Raw genomic sequence first — 20,933 nt, 5'->3', positions numbered from 1 at the left:
CCATGACCGACGCGACGCCGACGACGCCCGAGAACCCCAACGCCCGCCGCATCAAGGAGCTCAACGCCACGATCCGCTACGCGATGTGGTCGGTGTTCAAGGTCTCTACGCCGCTACCGCGCGACGAGGCGGAGCGCGCGCGGATGGCCGCCGAGGTCGAGGAGCTGCTCGCCGGGCTGGCCGATCAGGATCTCGTCGTGCGCGGCGTCTACGACGTCGCCGGCCTGCGCGCCGACGCCGACCTCATGTTCTGGTGGCACGCGCCGACGATCGAGGCCGCCCAGGCCGCCTACCGCGGGTTGCGCCGTACCCGCCTCGGGGCGCACCTGGAGCCGGTGTGGTCGGTCGTCGCGCTGCACCGCCCCGCCGAGTTCAACAAGAGCCACCTGCCGGCCTTCCTCGCCGGCGAGCGGGCCCGCGACTACGTGTGCGTCTACCCGTTCGTGCGCTCCTACGACTGGTACGTGCTCGACGACGCCGAGCGCCGCGACATGCTGCGCGAGCACGGGCAGATGGCCCGGGACTACCCCGACGTGCGCGCCAACACGATCGCCAGCTTCGCACTCGGCGACTACGAGTGGGTGCTGGCGTTCGAGGCCGACGAGCTGCACCGCATCGTCGACCTCATGCGTGAGCTGCGCGCCAGCCGCGCCCGGCTGCACGTGCGCGAGGAGATCCCGTTCTACACCGGACCCCGCGTCGAGCTGGCCCAGGCGGTCGCCGAGCTGCCGTAACGGGCGCTGGGGCTTCGGCCCGGGGTCGTTCGGGTCGTTGGGCCCGGCTCCGGGCTGGCTCCGGGCTGGCTCCCGACCGGCTCCCGCCCGACACGCGTGGGGAGGCGGTGTTCCGGGTCGGCGCGCGACATGTCCGAATCGCGCGCGGTGTCTGCGGAGCCGAGCACGGTGCCGATAACATGTGCGTTCATGTTGCGCGAAAACCTCGACGATGCGGGTCGCCTGCTGCGGCAGGTGCCGGGAGCCGGGCAGGAGGTCGTCGGCCTGTGGGTCGACCTGCTGCGAGTCGGCTCGGGCACCTCGCCGATCGAGCCCCACCCCAAGGACGCCCGTTTCAAGGACCCGACCTGGCGTGAGAACGCCGTCTACCGCGCCTGGGCGCAGGGTTACCTCGCCTGGTGCGCCATGGCCGACCGCATCACCGACCGCCTCGACAAGGCGGGCGTGAAGCAGCTGCCCGCGCTGCGGTTCGCGACCGGGATCGCGACCAGCGCGCTGGCTCCGACGAACTTCTTCTGGTCGAACCCGGCCGCGCTCAAGCGCGCCTACGAGACCGGCGGCCGCAGCGTCGTCACGGGCCTGACCCACTGGGCCGACGACCTCGTGCGCAACGGCGCGATGCCGTCGCAGGTCAAGCGCGGCGCGTTCACCGTCGGGCAGGACCTGGCCGTCACGGCGGGGGCCGTCATCGCCCGCGACGAGGTCGCCGAGGTCATCCAGTACACGCCGGCCACCGAGAAGGTCCGCGAGATCCCGACGCTGGTCGTTCCCCCGCCGATCGGGCGGTACTACTTCCTCGACCTCGCGCCGGGCCGCAGCTTCGTGGAGTACGCGGTCTCCCAGGAGCTGCAGACCTTCATGCTCAGCTGGCGCAACCCCGAGAAGCAGCACGCCTCGTGGGGCCTGGACACCTACGGCGAGCGGGTCCTGGCGGCGATCGACGAGATCCGGGCGGCGACCGGCGCGCCGAAGGTCAACGTCATCGGGTTCTGCGCGGGCGGGCTCGTCGAGTCCACGGTGCTCAACCGTCTCGCGGACACCGGCGGGGACTCGGTCAACGCCGCGGCCTTCGCGGTCACGCTGCTCGACTGGCGCGGGCCGTACCCGATGAACTCGTTCTCCAACGACGCGGTTCTCGGCCTGGCCCGGCGACTGTCGAAGAGCAAGGGCGTGTTCGGCGCCAAGCAGATGGGGTCGGCCTTCACCTGGCTTCGCCCGGACGACCTGGTGTGGAACTACTGGGTGAACAACTACCTCATGGGTCAGGACCCGCCGGCCTTCGACATCCTCGCGTGGAACGCCGACGGCACCCGGCTGCCGGCGACGCTGCACAGCGAGTTCCTCGACCTGTTCAAGACGAGCCCGATGGCGGGCCGGGGCGAAGCGAGCTACCTCGGCTCCCCGTTCGACGCGTCGAAGATCGACGTGCCCGTGTTCGTGCAGGGCGCGGTGACCGACCACCTCACGCCGTGGCAGGGCACCTACCGCACGACCGAACTCGTCGGCAGCGACGACGTCACCTACGTGCTGAGCAACGCCGGTCACATCGCGAGCCTGGTCAACCCGCCGAGCAACCCGAAGGCGAGCTACTTCACGGGCGGTGGGGCCGGTGACGTCGACGCCGAGACGTGGCGCGCGCAGGCCACCAAGCAGTCCGGTTCGTGGTGGACCGAGTGGACGAAGTGGTCGGCCGACCACAGCGGCGACCTCGTCGACGCCCCGACCGAACTCGGCGGCGGCGAGCCCACCCTCGGCGCCGCCCCCGGCGCCTACGTGCGCGACGAGGTCGCCTGACCCAACTTCCCTGAAAACTGCGTGTCGTGGTCGGGACTGCGGTTCGTATCGCAGTCCTCACCGTGACACGCAGTTTTCAGGACGGAGGCGGGTCTACTGCTTGGGCTCGAAGCGCATCGAGATCGAGTTGATGCAGTACCGCTGGTCGGTGGGCGTGGGGTAGCCCTCGCCCTCGAAGACGTGCCCGAGGTGGGAGCCGCAGTTGGAGCAGCGCACCTCGACGCGGCGCATGCCGAGGCTGTTGTCCTCGATGTACTCGACGCCGTCTTCGGCCGACGGCACGTAGAACGACGGCCAACCGCAGTGGCTGGCGAATTTGTGTTCGCTGCGGAACAACTCGGCGCCGCAGGCGCGGCAGCTGTAGACGCCCTCCTCGGTGGTGTCGGTGTACTCGCCGACGAACGGGCGCTCGGTGCCGGCCTGCCGGAGCACCTGGTACTCGGCGGGGGAGAGCAGCTCGCGCCATTCGGCGTCGCTGCGCTGCACGGGGTAGGTGCTGTCGGTGTGGTCCATAGCTCGTGCAACACCGCGAGGCCCGGCAAGGTTCCCGCGGGCCGCTCGGGCTGCGTCGGCGCTCGTGGAGGGCTCGACGAGGCACTGGACACCGGCTCCTCGACGGGACACGCACGACCCGGACGGGACACTGCCGATCGCAGGGGTCCCGTCGCCAGGCAGGTGTCCCGTCTCCGCGCCGGTGCCCGGTTCCCCGAACGGTGTCCAGTGCGTAGGTTGACCCTCATGGCGAAGACCTCCGAGGCGTACGTGCAGGCCGGAGACCGTGAGGTGCGCATCTCGAGCCCCGAGCGGGTGATCTACGAGGCCACGGAGACGAGCCCGCAGGTCACCAAGCTGGGGGTCGCGCAGTTCTTCGCCGACGTCGGAGACGGTCTCATGCGGGCGTTGCGGGAGCGCCCGACGGCGCTGGAGCGCTGGCCGAACGGCGTGCGCGAGGGCATGAAACTCGCCACCGGCCCGGCCGACCGCAACGCGGACGCGTTCTACCAGAAGCGGGTTCCCAAGGGCGCCCCCGACTTCGTGGAGACGGTGTCGATCACGTTCCCCTCGGGCCGCACCGCCTCGGAGATCTGCCCGACGCAGGTGGCGGTGCCGGTGTGGTGTGCGCAGATGGGGGCGTTGACGTTCCACCCGTGGCCGGTGCGTCGCGCCGACGTCGACCGGCCCGACGAGCTGCGCCTCGACCTCGACCCGCAGCCGGGCACGACCTTCGCCGACGCCCGCCGCGTCGCCGGCGTGGCGCGGGAGCTGCTGGAGGAGCTGGGCATCACCGGCTACTTGAAGACCTCCGGCAACCGCGGAGTGCACATCTACGTGCGCATCGAGCCGCGCTGGGAGTTCACCGACGTGCGGCACGCGGCGATCGGGTTCGGCCGCGAATTGGCTCGGCGCGACGAGGGCGTCACCGTGAACTGGTGGAAGGAGGAACGCGGCGAGCGCATCTTCGTCGACTTCAACCAGAACAACCGCGACCGCACGATCGCCTCGGCCTACTCGCTTCGCCCGCTGCCCGGCGCGCCGGTCTCCACGCCGCTGACGTGGGACGAACTCGCCGAGGTGAGCGACCCCCGCGCGTTCAACCTCTTCACCGTGCCGGAGCGTCTCGCCGACGGCGACCCCTGGGCGGGCATCGACGACACCGCGTTCAGCCTCGAACCGCTGCTGCGGCTGTGGGAGGAGCTGCCGGGCGGCGAACTGAACTTTCCCCCCGACTATCCCAAAATGCCCGGCGAGCCGCCCCGAGTGCAGCCCAGTAAGAAGAACGCGGACAACTGGGAGGCCGACGGGGTTACCCGTAAGGAGAAATAGCCGGGGCGGGCACGAGTATCGCTGCGACACTGAGGGTTCCGGGCCCGAGCGATGGCACGAGCCGGAACGTATCAACGTGCGGCGCGGGAGGACCCATGGGCGCGGACGTCGCCATCGTCGGAGGCGGAGTGGCGGGTTGCTCCATCGCCTACGCGCTCGCCGCCCGGGGCGCCGGCTCGGTCGTCGTGATCGAGCGCGACACGATCGCCTCCGGAGGCACCGGCCGCACGGCCGGTATCGTGCGATGTCACTACGGGGTGCCGCAGCTCGCGGCGATGGCCCAGTGGGGGCTGCCGATCTTCCACGACGCGCCCGAGATCCTCGGCGCCGACGTCGGATTCCACCGAGTCGGTTACCTCGTGGCCGTGGGCGCCGACAACGTGGAGCCGTTCACCGCCTCCGTGGCCGCGCAGCAAGCGCTGGGGATCGACACCGAGATCGTCGACGTCGCGACCGTCGCGCGACTGTGGCCGACGGCGCGGCTCGACGACGTCGCGGCGTTCTGCCTCGAGCCGGGTGGCGGGTACGCGGACGGACATGCCACCGCGCAGGCCTTCGCCGCGGCGGCCCGTCGGCACGGGGCGTCCACGCGCCACAGCTGCCCGGTGGCCGCCGTCGAGGTGAGCAACGGCGCGGTCCGCGGCGTGCGGCTGGTCGACGGGACCGTGATCGGCGCGAGCGCCGTGGTGCTGGCGACTGGTCCGTAGACGGCGCCGTTGCTGCGGCCGCTCGGCATCGAGGTCGACATCCGCCCGACCTGGGTGCAGGAGGTGCTCATCGATCCGGGCGGGAGGCTGGGCGATCCGCCGGTGTTCTCCGATGTCGTGTCCGGGCAGTACGTCCACATGCGCGGCGCCGAGCTCCTCGTCGGCGCCAGCTCACCCCAGGCCCGCGTCGGCATCGACGACCCCGACGTGTTCTCCCGGCACGCCACGGCGCGGATGGTCGAGGAGACCGTCGAGCGCGTGGGGCACCGCTTTCCCGGGTTGCCGCAGCCGAGGGTCGCCGGCACGTGGACGGGTGTCATCGACGAGACGCCGGATCAGAATCCGGTCATGTCCGCCACTGACTGTGCGGGCCTGTTCGTGGCCGCTGGCTTCTCCGGGCACGGCTTCAAGATCTCCCCGGCGGTCGGGCAGCTCATGGCCGACCTCGTTACGGGCGCGCCGCCGTCGATCCCGGGGGTCGACCCCCGGGACTTCGACCTCGACCGGTTCGCCGAGGGCCGCCTGCTGCGCAGCCGCTTCCCGTACGCCGGCGTCACCGGCATCCGCTAACCCGCGTACTGCCCCAGGCTCGTCCCGTTACGTCCCTCGCCGCCGCACGACGTCTCGCCGCCCGCCGCTCCGCCTGAACGTCCTCACCCGCCGCCCGACGTCTCACCGCCCGCCGCTTCAACGTCCCTCACCCGCCCCTCAACGTCCCTCGAAACTGCGTGTCGTGGTGAGGACTGCTGTTCGTGCCGCAGTCCTCACCACGACACGCAGTTTCGAGCGTGGGGGGTCGACGGGGGTTTCGGCGGGCTGGTCGGAATCGGCATACTCGTCGTGACGACGGGGAGCCCTCTCATCGTCGACCCCAGCGCCTCGAGGCCGACAGGAGGTTTCGACATGATCCCGCTGCTGCTTTTCGTCGTCCTCGTCGTCGCCTTCCTCGCCGCGCTGGGCCGCAACGGGGTGCCACGCGCCGAACGGATCCCGGTGTGGAGCTGGGGCTTTCGCGACCTGGCCGCCAACCTGGCTATCGGCGCTCGCGTCATGGGCAGCCTGAGCGCCCGGCACGCCGACCTCGTCGACCGCGCCCGCGACCAGAACCGCTGAGCGCCCGCGACCTGGCTGATCGCCCGCGAGACCCCGGCGACCCGCGGCCCCGTACCCGGCTCACGATTAGCGACGCTGAGAACTGCGTGTCGTGGTCACGCCTGCGACACGGACAGCAGTTTCGATCGTGACACGCAGTTCTCAGGGAAGTTTGGGCGGGCGTTCACGGGGGCGTTCGCAGGGACGTTCACGCGGACGCGCGGGACGTTCGCGGGACTTCGCGCGGGCGTGAGGCTAGAGGGAGGCGGTGAGGATCGCGGCTAGCTCGTCGTCCTGGAGCACGAGCGGGTTGCCCTTCATGCTGCTGGCTTTGCGGCCTTGCTCGACGAGCGTGGGGATGTCGCCCTCGTCCACGCCGTAGGTGGCCAGGCCGGGCACGCCGAGATCTGAGCGCAGCCGCTGCAGCCAGGGCGCGGCGTCGTCGGCGCGCGCGTCGGCCGACCCGGCGAGCAGCCCCGCGACCTCGCTCATCCGAGCCAGGGCGGGATGTTCGGGCTCCCGGGCTCGCAGGGCCGACAGGTTCGTCGCGACGGCCGCCGGGAGCAACGCACCACACACTTCTCCGTGCGGTGCGCCGTACCGGGCGCCGAGTACGGCGGCGAAGCCGTGCACAGCGCCGAGGCCGGAGTTGGCCAGGCACAGGCCGCCGAACAGGCTCGCCACGGCGAGGTCGTCGCGCGCGGCCGCGTCGTCGGCGAGCCCCTGCGCAGCCGCCCGTGCCAGCGAGCGGGCCGATCGGCGGATGCCCTCGCGGGCCAGTGCGTCGGTGAACGGGTTGGCCTCCGCCGACAGGTACGGCTCGATGAGCTGCGAGAGCGCGTCCGACCCGCTGGCCGCGATCGTCGCCGCCGGCAGTCCGGCGAGCAGATCCGGGTCGACGACCGCCGCGTCGGGCACCATGAGCGGGCTGCGCAGGCTCGCCTTGACGTCACCGGCCGACAGCACCGCGTTGCGCGTCACCTCCGAGCCGGTGCCGGCCGTCGTCGGCACCGCCACGCACGGCAGCGGCCGCGTCTCCAGGGGCCGCCTCTGCCCGACGACCTCGAGGTGGTCCAGCGGGTCGGTGCCGGAGGCGGTCAGCGCCGCGATCGCCTTCGCCGCGTCGAGCGCGCTGCCGCCGCCGTACCCGAGCACCCCGTCGCGCCCGGAGGCGGTCGCCGCCGCCACCGCCTCCCGCACGAGTTCGACGGTCGGCTCGCCCGGCACGGCGAAGGTCTCGACGTCGATGCCCTCGGCCTGGAGCGCGGCCCGCACCCCGTCGGCCCGCGACGTCGCTGCGCCCGTGACGACGAGGGCCCGCCGCACGTGCAGACCGGCGAGGATGCCGGGCACCTGGGCGACGCGACCGGCTCCGAACCGGATGTCGGTGGGCAGCGCCAGGTCGAAGCGCGTGGACACGGGGTTCACCACCCGGAGTCGTCGGGGGAGACGTTGACGAACTTCGCCGACGTGCGGGGCCGGCCCATCATCGGCTCGACCGTGTCGCGCCACACCGCGTAGTGGTCGGGCTGCTTGTGCGCCACGGCGGCCGCCTCGTCGCGGTAGATCTCCACGAGCACGACGTGGCCGGGGTCGGCGCGGTCGGTGAGCACATCGAAGCGCACGACGCCCGGCTCCTGGCGGCTGGCGGTCGCATTGGCCTGCGTGGCCGCGAGAAAGTCGTCGACCCGGTGGGGGACGACCGCGATGTCCACGTGCACGATCAACAAGGAGCCGGGCATGGCCCGACCCTAGCGGCCGAGCTGGCGCAGCGCCTCCGCCATGAGCCGCTGCACCGCGAGGGTGTCGTCCAGCGGCATGATCGGGCTCTGCGTCAACCCGGCGGCCAGGCACTCGCCGACGTGGATGACCTCGAACTGGTACCCGGAGGCGAACTCCATGGTCTCCGGCTCCTTGCCGCGCCACAGCGTGATCGAGGGCGAGCGGTGGAACCGCGGGTGCACGTCGATCCAGCCCTGCGTGCCCAGCAGCGCCATCCGACCGGGCCCGTACGTGCGAAACGACCCCGACAGCGTCGAGCTGCGCCCGTCGTCGTAACCCCACAGCACCGAGAACTCGCCCTCGACGCCGGAGTCAAAGCGCCCGCCGGCGACGTGCACGGTGTCGGGGGTGCCGAGGAAATGCTGCGCGAACGACATGACATAGACGCCGAGGTCGAGTACGGCCCCGCCGCCGAGGTCGGGGTTGAACAGCCGGTCCTGGGAGTCGAATTCGCGGTAGGCGGTGAGGTCGCCGTGCACCGCTGGGACCTGCCCGATCGCGCCCTGCGCGATGAGTTCGCGGACGCGTTCGATCGCCGGGTTGAACCGCGTCCACATCGCCTCCATCGCGAACACGCCCGCCTCGCGGGCCGCCGCCACGATGCGCTCGGTGTCGGCGACCGTGCTGGTGAACGCCTTCTCCACGAGGATCGGCTTGCCCGCGGCGATCGCCGTCAGCGCGATGTCGGTGTGCTGCGGGTGCGGCGTCGCGATGTAGACCGCGTCGACGCCGGGGTCCGCACACAACTGTGTGTAGGAGCCGTGGGTGCGGGGGATGCCGTGCTCGTCGGCGAAGCTGCGCGCCCGCTCCTTCGCGCGCGAGCCCACGGCGACCAACTCGCCGTTGGTCACCTCGGCGAAGGCCTGCGCCATCGTCGCCGCCATACGCCCCGGACCCGCGATACCCCATCGAACGCGCATGCCTGCTCCCGCCTTCGCCTCGGCGTCTGCCGCCGCGTTGTCGACGGCCGACCGTCTCAACCTAGCGACCCCGGAGTCCGCGAAAACTGCGTGTCGTGGTGGGACTGCGGCACGGACAGCAGTCCCGACCGTGACACGCAGGTCTCAGGGAAGTGTGGGGGATCGGGAAGCGGGCATTTCGCTGCGTGGGGCGGCGTTACCGTGGGAGTAGGGCAGTCACGTCATCGTCCGCGGGCATCGGGCTCGCGGTCGCTCGGAAGGAGGTGGCGTTGTGATCTTTCTGCTCTTCGCCCTCCTGGCGATCACCATCCTGGCCGTCATCGGCCACTTCAGCATGCCCGTTAGGGAGCGAATCTCTATGTGGCGCTGGGGTTTCAAGGATCTCTACTGGAATGTTGCGTTCGGTGGACGAGTGCTGAGCGATATGAGCGCGCAGCACGCCGAACTGCTCGCCGTCTCGCGGCAGCGTTACTGAACCGCAGCCGGAGTCGGAGCCGGCCCGCCTCCCGCCGAGCCACGGCGGGAGGCCCTCACCGGGTGAGGACCTCGCCGAGGTCGTAGGCGGGGGCGCGCTCGATCTGGTCGAGGGTGCAGGAGGCGGGTTCCCGGTCGGGGCGCCAGCGCAGGAACGTCACCGCGTGCCGGAACCGCCACCCCTCGAGTTGGTCGAAGGCGACCTCGACGACGCGCTCGGGTCGCAGCGGCACGTAGCTGACGTCCTTGGAGCTCGAGAAGCGGGAGCGGTCGGTCTCCGCGTGGGCGATCTGCCCGTCGTCGTCGCGCACGACGAGCGGCTCGAGTTCGTCGACCAGCTCGAGGCGCCGCTTGGTGGTGAAGGCCGCGATCCCACCGACGTTGAAGAGCCGCCCGTCGTCGCCGTAGAGCCCGAGCAGCAGCGAGCCGACTCCCTGACCCGACTTGTGCACCCGGTAGCCGGTGACGACCGCCTCCCCGGTGCGCTTGTGCTTGACCTTGAGCATCGTGCGCTTGCCGGGCTCGTAGGGGCGTTCTTTCGGCTTGGCGACGACGCCGTCGAGCCCCGCCCCCTCGAACCGCTCGAACCAGTCGCGGGCGACCGCGGTGTCGTCGGTGGTGCGGGTCAGGTGCACGGGCGCGTCGGGCGCGAGTCCGGCGAGCGCCGACTCCAGTCGGGCGCGTCGCTGCGCGAACGGCAGGTTCATGAGCGACTCGTCGCCGAGCGCGAGCACGTCGAAGCAGATGACCTCGGCAGGCGTCTCCCGCGAGAGCTTCTCGACCCGGCTCGCGGCCGGGTGGATGCGCTGGCTCAGCGCCTCCCAATGCAGCCGCTGCGCCCCCGGTTCTCCCGCTCGCACAACGATCTCCGCGTCGATCGCGCAGCGGTCAGGCAGGTGTTCGCGCACCGCCTCGACGACTTCGGGAAAGTAGCGCGTCAGCGGCTTGGCGCCGCGGCTGGCCAGCTCCACCTCGTCGCCGTCGCGCAGCACGATGCACCGGAAACCGTCCCATTTCGGTTCGTAGGCAAGGCCACCCGGCACCGAGTCGGCGTCGGGCACGGAGCCGGTGGCCTTGGCGAGCATGGGGGTGACGGGCAGGTCGATGGGCAGTCGCACCCGCCCATTGTCACCTGAGTGCGCGCCGATGCCGCCTCGACCTGCGACCATGGGCTCATGGACGCAGCCGGAAGGGCAGGGGCCGCCCGGGTCGCTCGCGTCGCCGGCATCGCGGGGATCACCAGCGCCGGCGTCGGACTCGCATCGGTGGCCGGATCGGTCAGCGCGGGAGCGTATCTCGCTCGCGTGCTGCTCACGCCCGAACGCGAGCGCCCCGAGTTGCAGGAGATCCTCGACGTCGATCCGGTGGGTTCCGGCACGATCACGTTGCGCGCCGACGAGGAGACGGTGGTGCCCGGCCGCTACGGCCTGTGGTTCGACCAGGGCCGCGGGCACCTTCGCCTCGGCGACATCGTCGCCAGCGACCGCCTGGATCCGGTTCCGCCCGAAGGGCGCTTGCCGTCCACCCGGCGGGCGACCGAGCCGGTGCCCACCGTCACGCGGGTCATCGAGAGCATCGACGCGGGCATTCCTCGCCCCGGGCCGGCCCGCTGGGACGGCTACGTGTTCACCTCCCCGCCGGAGGTGAGTTTCGGGCTTGCGACGCGACATGTCGTGGTGCCCAGCGAGATCGGCGACCATCCCGCGTGGCTCGTGCCCGGCGCGGGAGACACCCGGGAGGGACGGGGCAGCCGCTGGGCGGTGCTGGTGCACGGCCGCGGCGCCACCCGGCACGAATGCCTGCGGGCGGTGCCGACGCTGCACCGGCTCGGCCTCACCACATTGGTGCCGACGTACCGCAACGACATCGAGGGACCACCCAGCCCCGACGGGCTGTACAACCTCGGCCTGTCGGAATGGCGCGACACCGAGGCCGCGATGTCGTTCGCGATGGCGCACGGTGCCACCGACATCGTGCTCGTGGGCTGGTCGATGGGCGGTGCGATCGTGCTGCAGACCCTGGACCTGTCTCCGCTGGCCCGCCACGTGAGCCTCGCCGTGCTCGACTCCCCGGTCATCGACTGGGCCGACGTCATCGCCCACCACGCGCGCCTGCGCCGGGTGCCGCCCCCGCTCGCGCAGCTGGCCCAGGGGCTCATCGGCGCCCGGTGGTCGCGCCGGCTCGTCGGGGTGCACGAACCGCTCGACGTGGCCCGCACGGACTGGCCGCACCGCGCCGACGAACTGCGTCACCGCATCCTGCTGTTGCATTCGGCCGACGACGAATTCGTGCCCGTCGGGCCCTCGCGAGAACTCGCCCGGCGCCGCAAGGACCTCGTGCGCTACGAGGAGTGGACCCAAGCCCGGCACGTCAAGGAGTGGAACGTCGACCCGCACCGATGGGAGCGGGTCGTCACCGACGAGATCACGCGCTGAACGCGGTTCGTCGACGTCCTCCAGCGGTCGGCGACGACCCTCGCTCGGTGAGAATCCGCACGTCGAGGGGGCGAACGCGGCGCGAATCGGTCATCATGTGGCATGGCCAAGAAGTCAGCGGAGACGACCGAGCGGGACGACCGGCGCGAGGATTCGGCCACGCAGTCCGCGCCCGAGTCACCACAGCCCGGCCAGGAGCCGAGCACGCCCGCCGAGTCGGAGAAGACCTCGGGCACGAAGAAGTCGAGCAAGAAGTCCGAGAAGAAGAAGTCCGAGAAGAAGAAGAGCGACAAGAAGGCCGACAAGAAGGCCGCCAAGAAGAGCGGAAAGAAGTCGGGCAAGAAGGGCGACTCTGCTGCGGATTCGGTTGCAGCCCAAGTGGCCTCGCAGACCGCTCCCGCCGAGATCGCAGCGGCCGAAGCCGCGGCCGAGGCGCCGGTCGAGTCCGTCGTCGACGTCCAGGCTGAAGCGGCCGCGGCGCCGGACCTCGACGGGGTGTCGTTCTCGCAGCTGTTGCGAGTGGGGGAGGGCTTCGTGCTCGCCGACCTCGACCCGGCCTCGACCCCGGGGTTCACCGGCTCCAAGAAGGACGGGGAGCGAGCGTTGGCGGCGGGGGTCGACGAGATCTCCGCGCTGCAGGAGCGGCTGTATGCCCAGGCCCGAGGCGGCTCGAAGGAGCGGCTGTTGCTCGTCGTGCAGGGCATGGATACCTCCGGTAAGGGCGGCATCATGCGCCACGTCGTCGGACTGATGGACCCGCAGGGCGTCGATCTGACGGCCTTCAAGGCGCCGACGCCGGAGGAGAAGAAACACCCGTTCCTGTGGCGGATCCGACGCGCGCTGCCCAAACCCGGGCAGGTCGGCGTGTTCGACCGCTCCCACTACGAGGACGTGCTCATCGTGCGCGTGCGCAACCTCGTGCCCTCCTCGACGTGGAATCGGCGCTACTCCCAGATCAACACGTTCGAGTCGTCGGCGGCCAAGGACGGCATCACGATGATCAAGGTGATGCTGCACATCTCGAAGGCCGAGCAGGGGCAACGGCTGCTGGAGCGGCTCGAGCGGCCCGACAAGCACTGGAAGTACAACCCCGGCGACGTCGACGAACGCTCCCGCTGGGAGGACTACGAGGTCGCCTACCAGGTGGCCCTCGAACGCACCTCCACCGACGTGGCGCCCTGGTACGTCGTGCCCGCGGACCGCAAGTGGTACGCGCGGATGGCGGTGCAGCGGCTCGTGCTCGAACACCTGCGCGCGCTCGACCCGCAGTGGCCGCCGGCCGATTTCGACGTCGAGGAGGAGAAGCGGCGGCTCGCGGAGACCTGAGCCCCGCCCCGGACACGAAGAACGGTGGATCTGACACTGGTGTGTGAGATCCACCGTTCTCGTCGTACCTGGTCCCGGTGGTTCAGCCCTCGCGGTCGTCCTCGGCCGATCTGCCGGCTCCGTCGACGTGCTCCTGGGAGTCCGTGGGCTCCTCGACAGAGTCACCGGAGTCGACAGAGTCGTCGATGGTGCCCTCCTCGCTGCGCTCGGCGGCCTCGGCCACCGGTGTCGGCTCGGCGGCGACGGCGATCTCCGCGGAGTCGACCTCAGCCTCCTCGGGCTTCGGTTCTCCGGCGGAAGGCTGCTCGGAGGTGCCGGTCTTCGCGGCGGAGGAGGCAGCCTTCTTGGCGGACTTGCCCTTGCCGCCGCCGCGGCCCCGGCTCGCGCGGGCGGTCCGCTCGGCGCTGCGCTCCTTGCGCTCCGGGGACGGACGCTGGGCAGCGCTCTCGATGGCCGCGACCTCGGCGCGCTCGTCCTTCTCGTCGACGGCGAACTCGTCCTCGGGCAACGGCTGGCTGCGCAGGATGATCACGGACCGGCCGGTCACCGAGACGATGTCACCGGCCTGGTGGGGCTGGCTTTCGGGGTGCGGACCCCCGGTGTCGAGGGCGGTGTTGACCACCTCGACCCACTCGAAGCCCTCGACCATCGACGGGATCGCGTGATCGACGGTCTCGCTGTGGGCGTTGAACATGAGGATGAAGTGGTCGTCGCGCACGCGCTGACCCCGCGGACCGACCTCCTGGATCGCCTCGCCGTTGAGGAACAGCGACAGCGTGCGGGCATACCCGGTCTTCCAGTCCTCCTCGACCATCGGGGTGCCGTCGACCCGCAACCACACGATGTCGTGCAGGTCGGACATGCCGCCGTGGTCGGCGCTGCCGCGGAAAAAGCGGCGGCGCCGGAACACCGGGTGATTCTTGCGCAGGTCGACGATGCGGCTCGCGAATTCCAGCAGGTCCTGCTGTTCGCGGCTGAGATTCCAGTCGATCCAGGAGATCTCGTTGTCCTGGCAGTAGACGTTGTTGTTGCCGCCCTGGGTGCGTCCCAACTCGTCGCCGTGGGCGATCATCGGCACGCCCTGGCTGACCATGAGCGTGGCGAGGAAGTTGCGGATCTGCCGCAACCGCAGCTCGCGAATCGTCGGGTCGGTGGTCGGCCCCTCGGCGCCACAGTTCCACGACCGGTTGTGGCTCTCACCGTCGTTGCCGCCCTCGCCATTGGCATCGTTGTGTTTCTCGTTGTACGAGACAAGGTCGCGCAGCGTGAAACCGTCGTGGGCGATGATGAAGTTGATCGACGCGATCGGCCACCGGCCCGAGTGCGCGTACAAGTCGGAGGAGCCGGTCAGGCGCGAGGCGAACTCGGACAGCGCCGCCGCCTCCCCGCGCCAGTAGTCGCGCACGGTGTCGCGGTAACGGCCGTTCCACTCGGTCCACAGGGGCGGGAAGCCGCCGACCTGGTAGCCGCCGTCGCCGAGGTCCCAGGGCTCGGCGATGAGCTTGACCTGGGAGATCACCGGGTCCTGCTGGATGATGTCGAAGAACGCGGACAGCTTGTCGACCTCGTGGAACTGGCGGGCCAGGGTCGCGGCCAGGTCGAACCGGAAACCGTCGACGTGCATCTCGGTGACCCAGTAGCGCAGGGAGTCCATGATGAGCTGCAGCACGTGCGGGTTGCGCATGAGCAGGCTGTTGCCGGTGCCCGTCGTGTCGTAGTAGTGCTCTTTGGCGTCGTCGACGAGGCGGTAGTAGGCCGCGTTGTCGAGACCGCGGAACGCGATCGTGGGGCCGTACTCGTTGCCCTCGGCGGTGTGGTTGTAGACGACGTCGAGGATGACCTCGATGCCGTTGGCGTGCAGCGTCTTGACCATCGACTTGAACTCGGGCACCTGCTGGCCGCGGCTGCCGTAGGCGGCGTAGCCGTTGTGCGGCGCGAGGAAGCCGATCGTGTTGTAGCCCCAATAGTTCGACAGCCCCTTCTCCTGAAGGTGGGTGTCCTGCACGAACTGATGCACGGGGAGCAGTTCGATGGCCGTGATGCCGAGGTTGGTCAGGTGCTCGATGATCGCCGGGTGCGCGATCGCGGCGTAGGTGCCGCGGATCTCCTCCGGCACATCGGGGTGGGTCATCGTCAGGCCCTTGACGTGGGCCTCGTAGATGACGCTCTCGTGGTACTCGTACCGCGGCGGGCGATCGTGGCCCCAGTCGAAGTAGGGGTTGATGACGACGGAGAGCATCGTGTGCGCGAGGCTGTCGGCGTCGTTGAACGACTCCACGTCGCCGAACTTGTAGCCGAACAGGGCCTCGTCGCTGTCGACCTGCCCGTCGATCGCCTTGGCGTAGGGGTCGAGCAGCAGCTTGTGCGGGTTGCAGCGGTGACCGGCGGCCGGCTCGTGGGGGCCGTGCACGCGGTAGCCATAACGCTGGCCGGGCTGCAGGTTGGGCACGTAGCCGTGCCAGACGTAACCGTCGACCTCGGTCAGTTCGAGGCGCGTCTCGGTGTTGTCATCGTCGATGAGGCAGAGCTCGACCCGGTCGGCGACCTCGGAGAAGAGGGCGAAGTTCACGCCCGCCCCGTCGTAGGTCGAGCCGAGCGGGTATGCCTTGCCAGGCCAGATATCCATGATTCCTTCTGTGGTCGTGTCGGCCGGGCCGACGCAGCAGAACGGACCTGCCCGACCCCTTGGCTGCCGGTGGCCGTCCCATCAGAGCCACCGGGTGTGCCGGAGGGGCGAAAACGTCGCCTCTCACCGGCGCCGGGGTCGTTTCTGCAGGGTTGTCACAGGACGCGAGCCTATCGTCCGCCGCGCGGGGTCGGCCTCACGAGGCGGTCCGGGCCGTGCGCGAAAGTCCGTCTCCGCTGGTCGAGGCGCTGTGATCGGAGGCTGCCGCGCGACGAGCGCGCCGGCGCCCGGCCGTCGGTTGGGACTCGCCGTCGCTGAGTTTGAATCCGGGTGCCGGGATCGGTTACTGTCGTGCAGCACGCCGGGGCCGTTGCAGCGCCGGTAACAGCACATGCGGACGTGGCTCAGTTGGTAGAGCATCACCTTGCCAAGGTGAGGGTCGCGGGTTCGAGTCCCGTCGTCCGCTCGGAGGAACGAGGCCTTCCTCGACAACACGCCGGAGAAGGTCGACCAACTTCCTCGGTGGAGTGGCCGAGAGGCGAGGCAGCGGCCTGCAAAGCCGTCTACACGGGTTCAAATCCCGTCTCCACCTCCATGAGCACCTGCGCAGCGGGTGTCTCTCCGCGGGCGATTGGCGCAGTCTGGCTAGCGCGCTTCCTTGACACGGAAGAGGTCACAGGTTCAAGTCCTGTATCGCCCACCACCACAAGAGAGCGAACCCCCGGGCCCAAGCGTCCGGGGGTTTGGTCATGTCCGCACCCGTTCGCCTGCGTCGCGGCAGGCATTCGCGGGGCGGATACCGAGGGGGGAGCTCGGCCCGAGGCGGGCGCCCACGTGCTGTCACAGTCGATGGCACGTGAGAGGCGCCACAGTCGGCGCGGGTTGCGGTGCTCACGTTCCCGGGCGACCGACCGACAAGGAGACGGAGGGAACGAAACCACCACCCAGGAGGGGTAGACACTCATGTCCGTCATGGCCGCCGAGTCCGCACGTCGCTACAGCGTCCTCATCACCGAGGCCCACGAAGACCGCGGTACGTGGCACACGGTCACGGCACCGAGCCTGAGCGCGGCGCTGCGCGGGGTGCGCAGCGGTTCGCTGTGGAGCGCCGCCGAAGCGGGGGAGCCGCGCGAGGGCGCGCGCACCGTGACGGTCAGCGCCATCGAGTGCCTGGGGATCGCCGGCAACTGACCGTCGGCTACCTGACATCGGGTACCTGGATCGGCCCGGCGCGTGGTGCGCCGGGCCGATTCGGGTGTCTGGTACCAGGTGAGGCCGGGTGTGTCGTCAGGGCTTCTGGGCCAGCTTGGAGCAGCTGATCGCCGCCCGGTTGCGGGAGTCGAGCCCCTTGCGCACACCGGCCGTCGGGTTCTGCGGAACACCTTGGCCCGAAATGTATTTCGGCGACCATGTGTAGCTCGTGACGAGGCTCCGGGCGGTCTGCCGGGCGGAGCCGGTCGCCTGGCCGCGCGCCTTCGCGGCCTTGGCGTCGACCGTGAGGGTCAACACGCCGGAGGGCCGGGAGCTCGCGCTCGTGTTGTACCAGACGAAGTTGCCGGTGCCGTATCCGACGAACGTGCGCCCCGACCAGCCCGACCCCAGCGGCCGGTGCGCGTGGGTGCCGACGATGACGTCGGCGCCGGCGGCGCGCAGGTCCTTGACCGTCTCCACCTGGTTGCCGTTGGGGCACGTGGTTCCCTCGGTGCCCCAGTGCAATTGGACGACGACGAGGTCGTACTTGGCGGCCGCGGCCTGCACCGCGGCCCGCAGCCGGGTGCGGTCGAGGGCGACGGCGATGCCCGGCTTGTTCGGGCCGGCGGCCCAGTTGCGGGCCGTCTCCTCGGCGACCTGGGAGGCGGCGAGCACCCCGACCTTGACGCCCTTGACGTTGACCTCCAGCGGCGCGTACGCCTGGGTGTCGTCGGCGCCGAAGCCGACGATCGGCATGACGTTGGAGGCCTTGACCTTGAGCGTGTCCTGCACCCCGGCCGCGCCGAAGTCGGCGGCGTGGTTGTTGGCCATGCTCACCGCGTCGATGCCGGCCCACTTGAGGACCTCGAGGGCCTTGGGCGGCGCGCGGAAGGTGTACGGCTTGCGTTCGGCGCGGCCGCGCGTCGTGATCGCGGTCTCGAGGTTGACGAGGGAGAAGTCGGCGTCGCGCAGCTCGGGGAGCCGGTTGCGCCAGACTCGCGAGGAGTCCTTCAACAGCGCCGCGACCTGCCGTTCGAAGTGGACGTCCCCGGCGAATGCCAGGGTGATGGTGGCCGGACCCGCCGGCGCGCTGGCCTGCCCACCGCGGGCGGACGAGGTCGTCGAGGCGGTAGTGGCTGATGCGGACTGAGCCGACGCGGACGCGTCGGAGGTCCCGGATCGAGCTGTGCTCGCAATCCCCCCCGAGCTGCACCCGGAAATTAGTGTGCAGCCGGTCACGAACACCGCAAAAAAATTGCGGATGTTCCCCATGACGGCGAGTGTAGGTCGCTGATCAGCACCTTCTCGGAACTGTTGTATCTACCCGGGCGTTGGCCAGGCCGGACACAATGGTGTTGTGCGGGACGCGCGCGTCAGAAGCACTCGAATCGGACATGGCGACAGCTCGAATCCGGGCGTGTCGCGTCGGGTGGGATCGTGAGTCGTGAGCGTGCGGAGAGGCTCTGGCGTCGAAGGGACCGGGGTGTGGACGAGGCGGTGACCGGGGAGGCATCGGACAGTGCGTCGGGGGCGACGTCGTCCGAGCGACCCCATCGGCACGACTGGGCCTGGCGGCGCCGGCTGCGCGAACGACCCGCCACGAATCAGGCGTACCGGATCGGCGTCGGCACGCTCGGCGTCTGCGTGGTCATCGTCGGGCTCGCGCTCGTGCCGCTGCCCGGCCCGGGCTGGCTCATCGTGTTCCTCGGCTTCGGCATCCTCGCCAGCGAGTTCCATTGGGCGCGACGCATGCACCGGTTCGTCGCCCGGCACGTGCACCGCTGGAACGAGTGGATCATGCGCCAGTCGATGGGGGTGCGGCTCGCGGTCGCCGCAGCCACCGGCCTGTTCGTCGCCGCCTGCTTCTGGGTGCTCTTCAAGGTCACCGGCCTGCCCGGATTTGTGCCGCCGGAGGCGGCCGCGTTCCTGCGCACCTACCTCGCCCTGTAAGCCGGTCTGCCAACCCTGTCGCCGACTTGGGAGCCGGGCCGGTGACCAGGTATGGTGACGGTCGCACGGACGTGTAGCTCAGTTGGTTAGAGCGTTCGCTTCACACGCGAAAGGTCAGGGGTTCGAGTCCCTTCACGTCCACCAGAAGGTCGTTCATCAAGCCGACGACGTCAGCGTTTGAGTTCTGCAATCGGCGCCGTCCGTGCTGGCGAGTGTCGTGGCTAGACGTCCGGGTCATTCTCGATGCCGCTGGCGTTCATCTGTGCGTCGAGGACCGTGAGGCGCAGGGCGATGCGGTCTGCTCCGAGGCGAGCTTCGTCGGTGCCGGTGGCCCAAACGTGCGGACTACCGGACATCAACGCTCGCGCTCCCGGCCGCAGGGGTTGACTCTCGGGCTACCCGACGCCTGACCATGAATCAATGAGCGACGATCTCCTCAACGTCGGGCCGTTTGCCAGGCGCGCCGGGCTGAGTGTTCATGCGCTGCGTCACTATGACGCGGTCGGCCTGCTCAAACCGACCGAGGTCGATCCGGTTACCGGCTACCGCCGCTATTCGGCCAACCTGCTCACCATGGCGCGGCTCATCGCCGATCTTCGTTGGCTCGACGTTCCTCTCCACGAGGTGCGCGACATCGTCGCGGACCCCTCCTCGGACCAGGCGCGAGCATTGCTTGAGACGCACGCTGATCGTCTGGTCCGCACCCGCCGGCATCTCGACGAGCAGATCGCCCAGTGCACTACCTACGCCTCTGAAGGAGTACCCATGCCGACCATCACGACGACTGCCGCGCCGGTCCAACTCAAGATCGGTGTCGCCGACAAGGACCGGGCGCAGCATTTCTACGAGGCTGCCTTCGGACTCGCCGAGCGGGTGATTCGCCACACCGACGCCGGCGACTACGGCGGGTTTCAGTTCGGCGACTACGGGCAACCAGGCTTTTTCTTGCTGATCCTCGTCGACGAAACCGACTTCGACCACCCCGGCCGCAGCACCTTCGGCCTGCTTGTGCCTGACCTCGACGCCACCCACCAACAAGCCCTGGCGGCCGGGGCAAGCGAAGAATTGCCGGCCACGGAAGGTGAAGGTATGCCGCGCACCAGTGCGGTCACTGATCCCGACGGCAACTGGATCTGGCTCTACCAGGGCTGACCATCAACATCCACGTTGAGACCCATATGAGAGCGCGATCCGGTCGAGATTCGGTAGTCCCCGTCTGCGCGACCGTGGTGAGCGCAGAGAAGAATTCAGCGAAACACGTGTCCGGCGCCGTGGTGGCGGTATCGGCCATTACCTCGGCATGGCTCAAGCGTCCGGGGTGGTCAATTCCGAGATCGTCTCGAGAACTGCGGTGACTTCGTCTTCGCTCAAAGCTCGTTTGCCGGTGGCGAGTGCCGACCACAGGCTGTTGGCGGCCAGCCAGGCGGTGAGTGCCCGCCCTCGCGCCACGGACGGCATCGCCGGATCGGGGCTGAACCAGCGCTCTGTCCAACGTGCGTGGTCGTCGTTGCCCTCTCCGGTGAGCGTCAGCTGTGCGAACAGCGACCGTTCCCCGGCGACAACTTCGCCGCGTGCCGCGACGGCCGCGTGGGCGCGAATCCGTTGTCCCGTGGTGACGTCCCGCAGGGGCTTTCCCAGGGTTTCGACCATTGCCGTCTCCCAGCGGTAGAACACGGCGTCGAGCGTCGCGGCGCGCAGCGCAGGTTTCGACGGGAAGTGATAAATCAAGCCCTGTTTCGTGACCCCAGCCGCCTTCGCATACGCGGCGAGACTGACGTCTGCATCTCCCTGGGAGGCGGCGTGCTCGAGTGCCGCTGCGACGATTCGCTCCCGCGAACTAGTGTCGTGAGGCGTTAATTCGTTGGCAGTAGCCGGCGAGGGTTTCGAGGATCTGGTCGGCGGTCTTGGTCCACACGAAGGGTCGGGGGTTCTCATTCCAGCCTTGGGTCCAGGCGACGATGTCGCGTTCGAGGTCGACGACGGATCGGTGGGTCGAGCGTTGGAGTTTGCGGCGGGTCAGCTCGGCGAACCAGCGTTCGACGAGGTTGAGCCAGGACGCGGAGGTCGGGGTGAAGTGC

Annotated in this window: 18 protein-coding genes, 4 tRNA genes and 2 pseudogenes; 15 read left to right on the top strand and 9 right to left on the bottom strand. The window is 69.8% G+C overall.

The annotated features are described in order from the left end of the window. Window positions 1–2: 2 nt before the first annotated feature. Window positions 3–734 carry a hydrogen peroxide-dependent heme synthase gene (gene hemQ / locus PINTE_RS04505; protein WP_068426909.1) on the top strand — a complete coding sequence of 244 codons (732 nt, stop codon included), beginning with the start codon at window positions 3–5 and terminating at the stop codon, window positions 732–734. Between the two features lie 189 nt (window positions 735–923). Next, window positions 924–2,528: a PHA/PHB synthase family protein gene (locus PINTE_RS04500; RefSeq protein ID WP_245642799.1), complete on the top strand. Its 1,605-nt coding sequence runs from the start codon at window positions 924–926 to the stop codon at window positions 2,526–2,528. 93 nt (window positions 2,529–2,621) lie between these two features. On the opposite strand, the gene msrB is transcribed toward PINTE_RS04500, so the two are convergent. Next, on the bottom strand, window positions 2,622–3,041 hold the full coding sequence (gene msrB, locus PINTE_RS04495) for a peptide-methionine (R)-S-oxide reductase MsrB (protein WP_068426907.1): 420 nt from the start codon (window positions 3,039–3,041) through the stop codon (window positions 2,622–2,624). Window positions 3,042–3,266: 225 nt separating this feature from the next. Here msrB and PINTE_RS04490 point away from each other — a divergent pair, with 225 nt between their 5' ends. From PINTE_RS04490 to PINTE_RS04480, 3 genes and pseudogenes are all read left to right on the top strand, one after another. Next, complete coding sequence (locus tag PINTE_RS04490; RefSeq protein ID WP_068426902.1) at window positions 3,267–4,352, top strand: DNA polymerase domain-containing protein; 1,086 nt, start codon at window positions 3,267–3,269, stop codon at window positions 4,350–4,352. 95 nt (window positions 4,353–4,447) lie between these two features. Further along, window positions 4,448–5,629 (top strand): annotated as a pseudogene (locus PINTE_RS24150) (NAD(P)/FAD-dependent oxidoreductase). A 333-nt stretch (window positions 5,630–5,962) separates the two neighbouring features. Continuing rightward, window positions 5,963–6,172, top strand: coding sequence for a hypothetical protein (locus PINTE_RS04480; RefSeq protein ID WP_068426900.1), 210 nt, complete (start codon window positions 5,963–5,965; stop codon window positions 6,170–6,172). 234 nt (window positions 6,173–6,406) lie between these two features. Here the strand turns inward: PINTE_RS04480 and PINTE_RS04475 are convergent, their stop codons facing one another. Genes PINTE_RS04475 through PINTE_RS04465 form a run of 3 tightly spaced genes read right to left on the bottom strand, consistent with a single transcriptional unit; the run spans window position 6,407 to window position 8,853 of the window. Next, on the bottom strand, window positions 6,407–7,570 hold the full coding sequence (locus PINTE_RS04475; RefSeq protein ID WP_245642798.1) for an iron-containing alcohol dehydrogenase: 1,164 nt from the start codon (window positions 7,568–7,570) through the stop codon (window positions 6,407–6,409). A gap of 5 nt (window positions 7,571–7,575) precedes the next feature. Further along, entirely contained in the window at window positions 7,576–7,893 is a 318-nt protein-coding gene (locus PINTE_RS04470) for a putative quinol monooxygenase (RefSeq protein ID WP_068426889.1), read from the bottom strand. Between the two features lie 9 nt (window positions 7,894–7,902). Then, window positions 7,903–8,853 (bottom strand): Gfo/Idh/MocA family protein, encoded by a 951-nt coding sequence (locus PINTE_RS04465; protein ID WP_068426887.1) that lies wholly within the window; start codon window positions 8,851–8,853, stop codon window positions 7,903–7,905. Between the two features lie 271 nt (window positions 8,854–9,124). On the opposite strand from PINTE_RS04465, the gene PINTE_RS04460 reads away from it, so the two are divergent. Then, entirely contained in the window at window positions 9,125–9,328 is a 204-nt protein-coding gene (locus tag PINTE_RS04460) for a hypothetical protein (RefSeq protein ID WP_068426883.1), read from the top strand. 55 nt (window positions 9,329–9,383) lie between these two features. Here PINTE_RS04460 and PINTE_RS04455 read toward each other — a convergent pair whose 3' ends face one another. Next, window positions 9,384–10,439, bottom strand: coding sequence for an ATP-dependent DNA ligase (locus tag PINTE_RS04455; RefSeq protein WP_444543858.1), 1,056 nt, complete (start codon window positions 10,437–10,439; stop codon window positions 9,384–9,386). Window positions 10,440–10,502: 63 nt separating this feature from the next. Between PINTE_RS04455 and PINTE_RS04450 the strand changes: the two genes are divergently transcribed. Further along, the gene (locus PINTE_RS04450; protein WP_068426970.1) at window positions 10,503–11,762 is read left to right on the top strand and encodes an alpha/beta hydrolase family protein; all 1,260 of its coding nucleotides are present in this window, start codon (window positions 10,503–10,505) and stop codon (window positions 11,760–11,762) included. Window positions 11,763–11,864: 102 nt separating this feature from the next. Next, window positions 11,865–13,088, top strand: a complete 1,224-nt coding sequence (locus PINTE_RS04445) for a PPK2 family polyphosphate kinase (RefSeq protein WP_084343230.1) — start codon at window positions 11,865–11,867, stop codon at window positions 13,086–13,088. Between the two features lie 82 nt (window positions 13,089–13,170). Here PINTE_RS04445 and glgX read toward each other — a convergent pair whose 3' ends face one another. Next, window positions 13,171–15,714: a glycogen debranching protein GlgX gene (gene glgX, locus PINTE_RS04440; RefSeq protein WP_169798455.1), complete on the bottom strand. Its 2,544-nt coding sequence runs from the start codon at window positions 15,712–15,714 to the stop codon at window positions 13,171–13,173. A 393-nt stretch (window positions 15,715–16,107) separates the two neighbouring features. Between glgX and PINTE_RS04435 the strand changes: the two genes are divergently transcribed. The 4 genes from PINTE_RS04435 to PINTE_RS04420 all read left to right on the top strand — a co-directional run bounded on the left by PINTE_RS04435 (window position 16,108) and on the right by PINTE_RS04420 (window position 16,905). Further along, window positions 16,108–16,180 (top strand) — tRNA-Gly (locus PINTE_RS04435). Window positions 16,181–16,235: 55 nt separating this feature from the next. Next, window positions 16,236–16,309: transfer RNA gene (locus tag PINTE_RS04430), tRNA-Cys, on the top strand. Between the two features lie 30 nt (window positions 16,310–16,339). Continuing rightward, window positions 16,340–16,417, top strand: a tRNA-Val gene (locus PINTE_RS04425). Between the two features lie 269 nt (window positions 16,418–16,686). After that, on the top strand, window positions 16,687–16,905 hold the full coding sequence (locus PINTE_RS04420; protein WP_169798454.1) for a hypothetical protein: 219 nt from the start codon (window positions 16,687–16,689) through the stop codon (window positions 16,903–16,905). 96 nt (window positions 16,906–17,001) lie between these two features. Here the strand turns inward: PINTE_RS04420 and PINTE_RS04415 are convergent, their stop codons facing one another. Continuing rightward, complete coding sequence (locus PINTE_RS04415; protein ID WP_373280138.1) at window positions 17,002–18,102, bottom strand: CapA family protein; 1,101 nt, start codon at window positions 18,100–18,102, stop codon at window positions 17,002–17,004. Window positions 18,103–18,390: 288 nt separating this feature from the next. Here PINTE_RS04415 and PINTE_RS04410 point away from each other — a divergent pair, with 288 nt between their 5' ends. The 3 genes from PINTE_RS04410 to PINTE_RS04400 all read left to right on the top strand — a co-directional run bounded on the left by PINTE_RS04410 (window position 18,391) and on the right by PINTE_RS04400 (window position 20,007). After that, window positions 18,391–18,855: a TIGR02611 family protein gene (locus PINTE_RS04410; RefSeq protein ID WP_068426877.1), complete on the top strand. Its 465-nt coding sequence runs from the start codon at window positions 18,391–18,393 to the stop codon at window positions 18,853–18,855. Window positions 18,856–18,922: 67 nt separating this feature from the next. Then, a tRNA-Val gene (locus PINTE_RS04405) sits at window positions 18,923–18,999 on the top strand. Between the two features lie 276 nt (window positions 19,000–19,275). Further along, window positions 19,276–20,007, top strand: coding sequence for a MerR family transcriptional regulator (locus tag PINTE_RS04400; RefSeq protein ID WP_068426874.1), 732 nt, complete (start codon window positions 19,276–19,278; stop codon window positions 20,005–20,007). A 153-nt stretch (window positions 20,008–20,160) separates the two neighbouring features. Here PINTE_RS04400 and PINTE_RS04395 read toward each other — a convergent pair whose 3' ends face one another. Together PINTE_RS04395 and PINTE_RS04390 are read right to left on the bottom strand one after the other, a co-directional pair. Further along, the gene (locus tag PINTE_RS04395) at window positions 20,161–20,790 is read right to left on the bottom strand and encodes a TetR/AcrR family transcriptional regulator (RefSeq protein ID WP_084343227.1); all 630 of its coding nucleotides are present in this window, start codon (window positions 20,788–20,790) and stop codon (window positions 20,161–20,163) included. Further along, window positions 20,693–20,933, bottom strand: a pseudogene (locus tag PINTE_RS04390) (IS630 family transposase); the annotation flags it as partial. The pseudogene PINTE_RS04390 and the gene PINTE_RS04395, both read right to left, overlap by 98 nt.

Source organism: Piscicoccus intestinalis NBRC 104926, from assembly GCF_001515525.1.
Classification (GTDB): Bacteria; Actinomycetota; Actinomycetes; order Actinomycetales; family Dermatophilaceae; genus Kineosphaera; species Kineosphaera intestinalis.
Note: the sequence above shows the minus strand (reverse complement) of the source record. Positions and strands in the feature narration are given on the sequence as shown.

Coding starts and splice junctions, on each gene's coding strand:
- hemQ (WP_068426909.1), top strand. CDS start 3: ATGACCGACGCGACGCCGACGACGCCCGAGAACCCCAACGCCCGCCGC.
- PINTE_RS04500 (WP_245642799.1), top strand. CDS start 924: ATGTTGCGCGAAAACCTCGACGATGCGGGTCGCCTGCTGCGGCAGGTG.
- msrB (WP_068426907.1), bottom strand. CDS start 3,041: ATGGACCACACCGACAGCACCTACCCCGTGCAGCGCAGCGACGCCGAA.
- PINTE_RS04490 (WP_068426902.1), top strand. CDS start 3,267: ATGGCGAAGACCTCCGAGGCGTACGTGCAGGCCGGAGACCGTGAGGTG.
- PINTE_RS04480 (WP_068426900.1), top strand. CDS start 5,963: ATGATCCCGCTGCTGCTTTTCGTCGTCCTCGTCGTCGCCTTCCTCGCC.
- PINTE_RS04470 (WP_068426889.1), bottom strand. CDS start 7,893: ATGCCCGGCTCCTTGTTGATCGTGCACGTGGACATCGCGGTCGTCCCC.
- PINTE_RS04465 (WP_068426887.1), bottom strand. CDS start 8,853: ATGCGCGTTCGATGGGGTATCGCGGGTCCGGGGCGTATGGCGGCGACG.
- PINTE_RS04450 (WP_068426970.1), top strand. CDS start 10,503: ATGGACGCAGCCGGAAGGGCAGGGGCCGCCCGGGTCGCTCGCGTCGCC.
- PINTE_RS04445 (WP_084343230.1), top strand. CDS start 11,865: ATGGCCAAGAAGTCAGCGGAGACGACCGAGCGGGACGACCGGCGCGAG.
- glgX (WP_169798455.1), bottom strand. CDS start 15,714: ATGGATATCTGGCCTGGCAAGGCATACCCGCTCGGCTCGACCTACGAC.
- PINTE_RS04420 (WP_169798454.1), top strand. CDS start 16,687: ATGGCCGCCGAGTCCGCACGTCGCTACAGCGTCCTCATCACCGAGGCC.
- PINTE_RS04400 (WP_068426874.1), top strand. CDS start 19,276: ATGAGCGACGATCTCCTCAACGTCGGGCCGTTTGCCAGGCGCGCCGGG.
- PINTE_RS04395 (WP_084343227.1), bottom strand. CDS start 20,790: ATGAGAACCCCCGACCCTTCGTGTGGACCAAGACCGCCGACCAGATCC.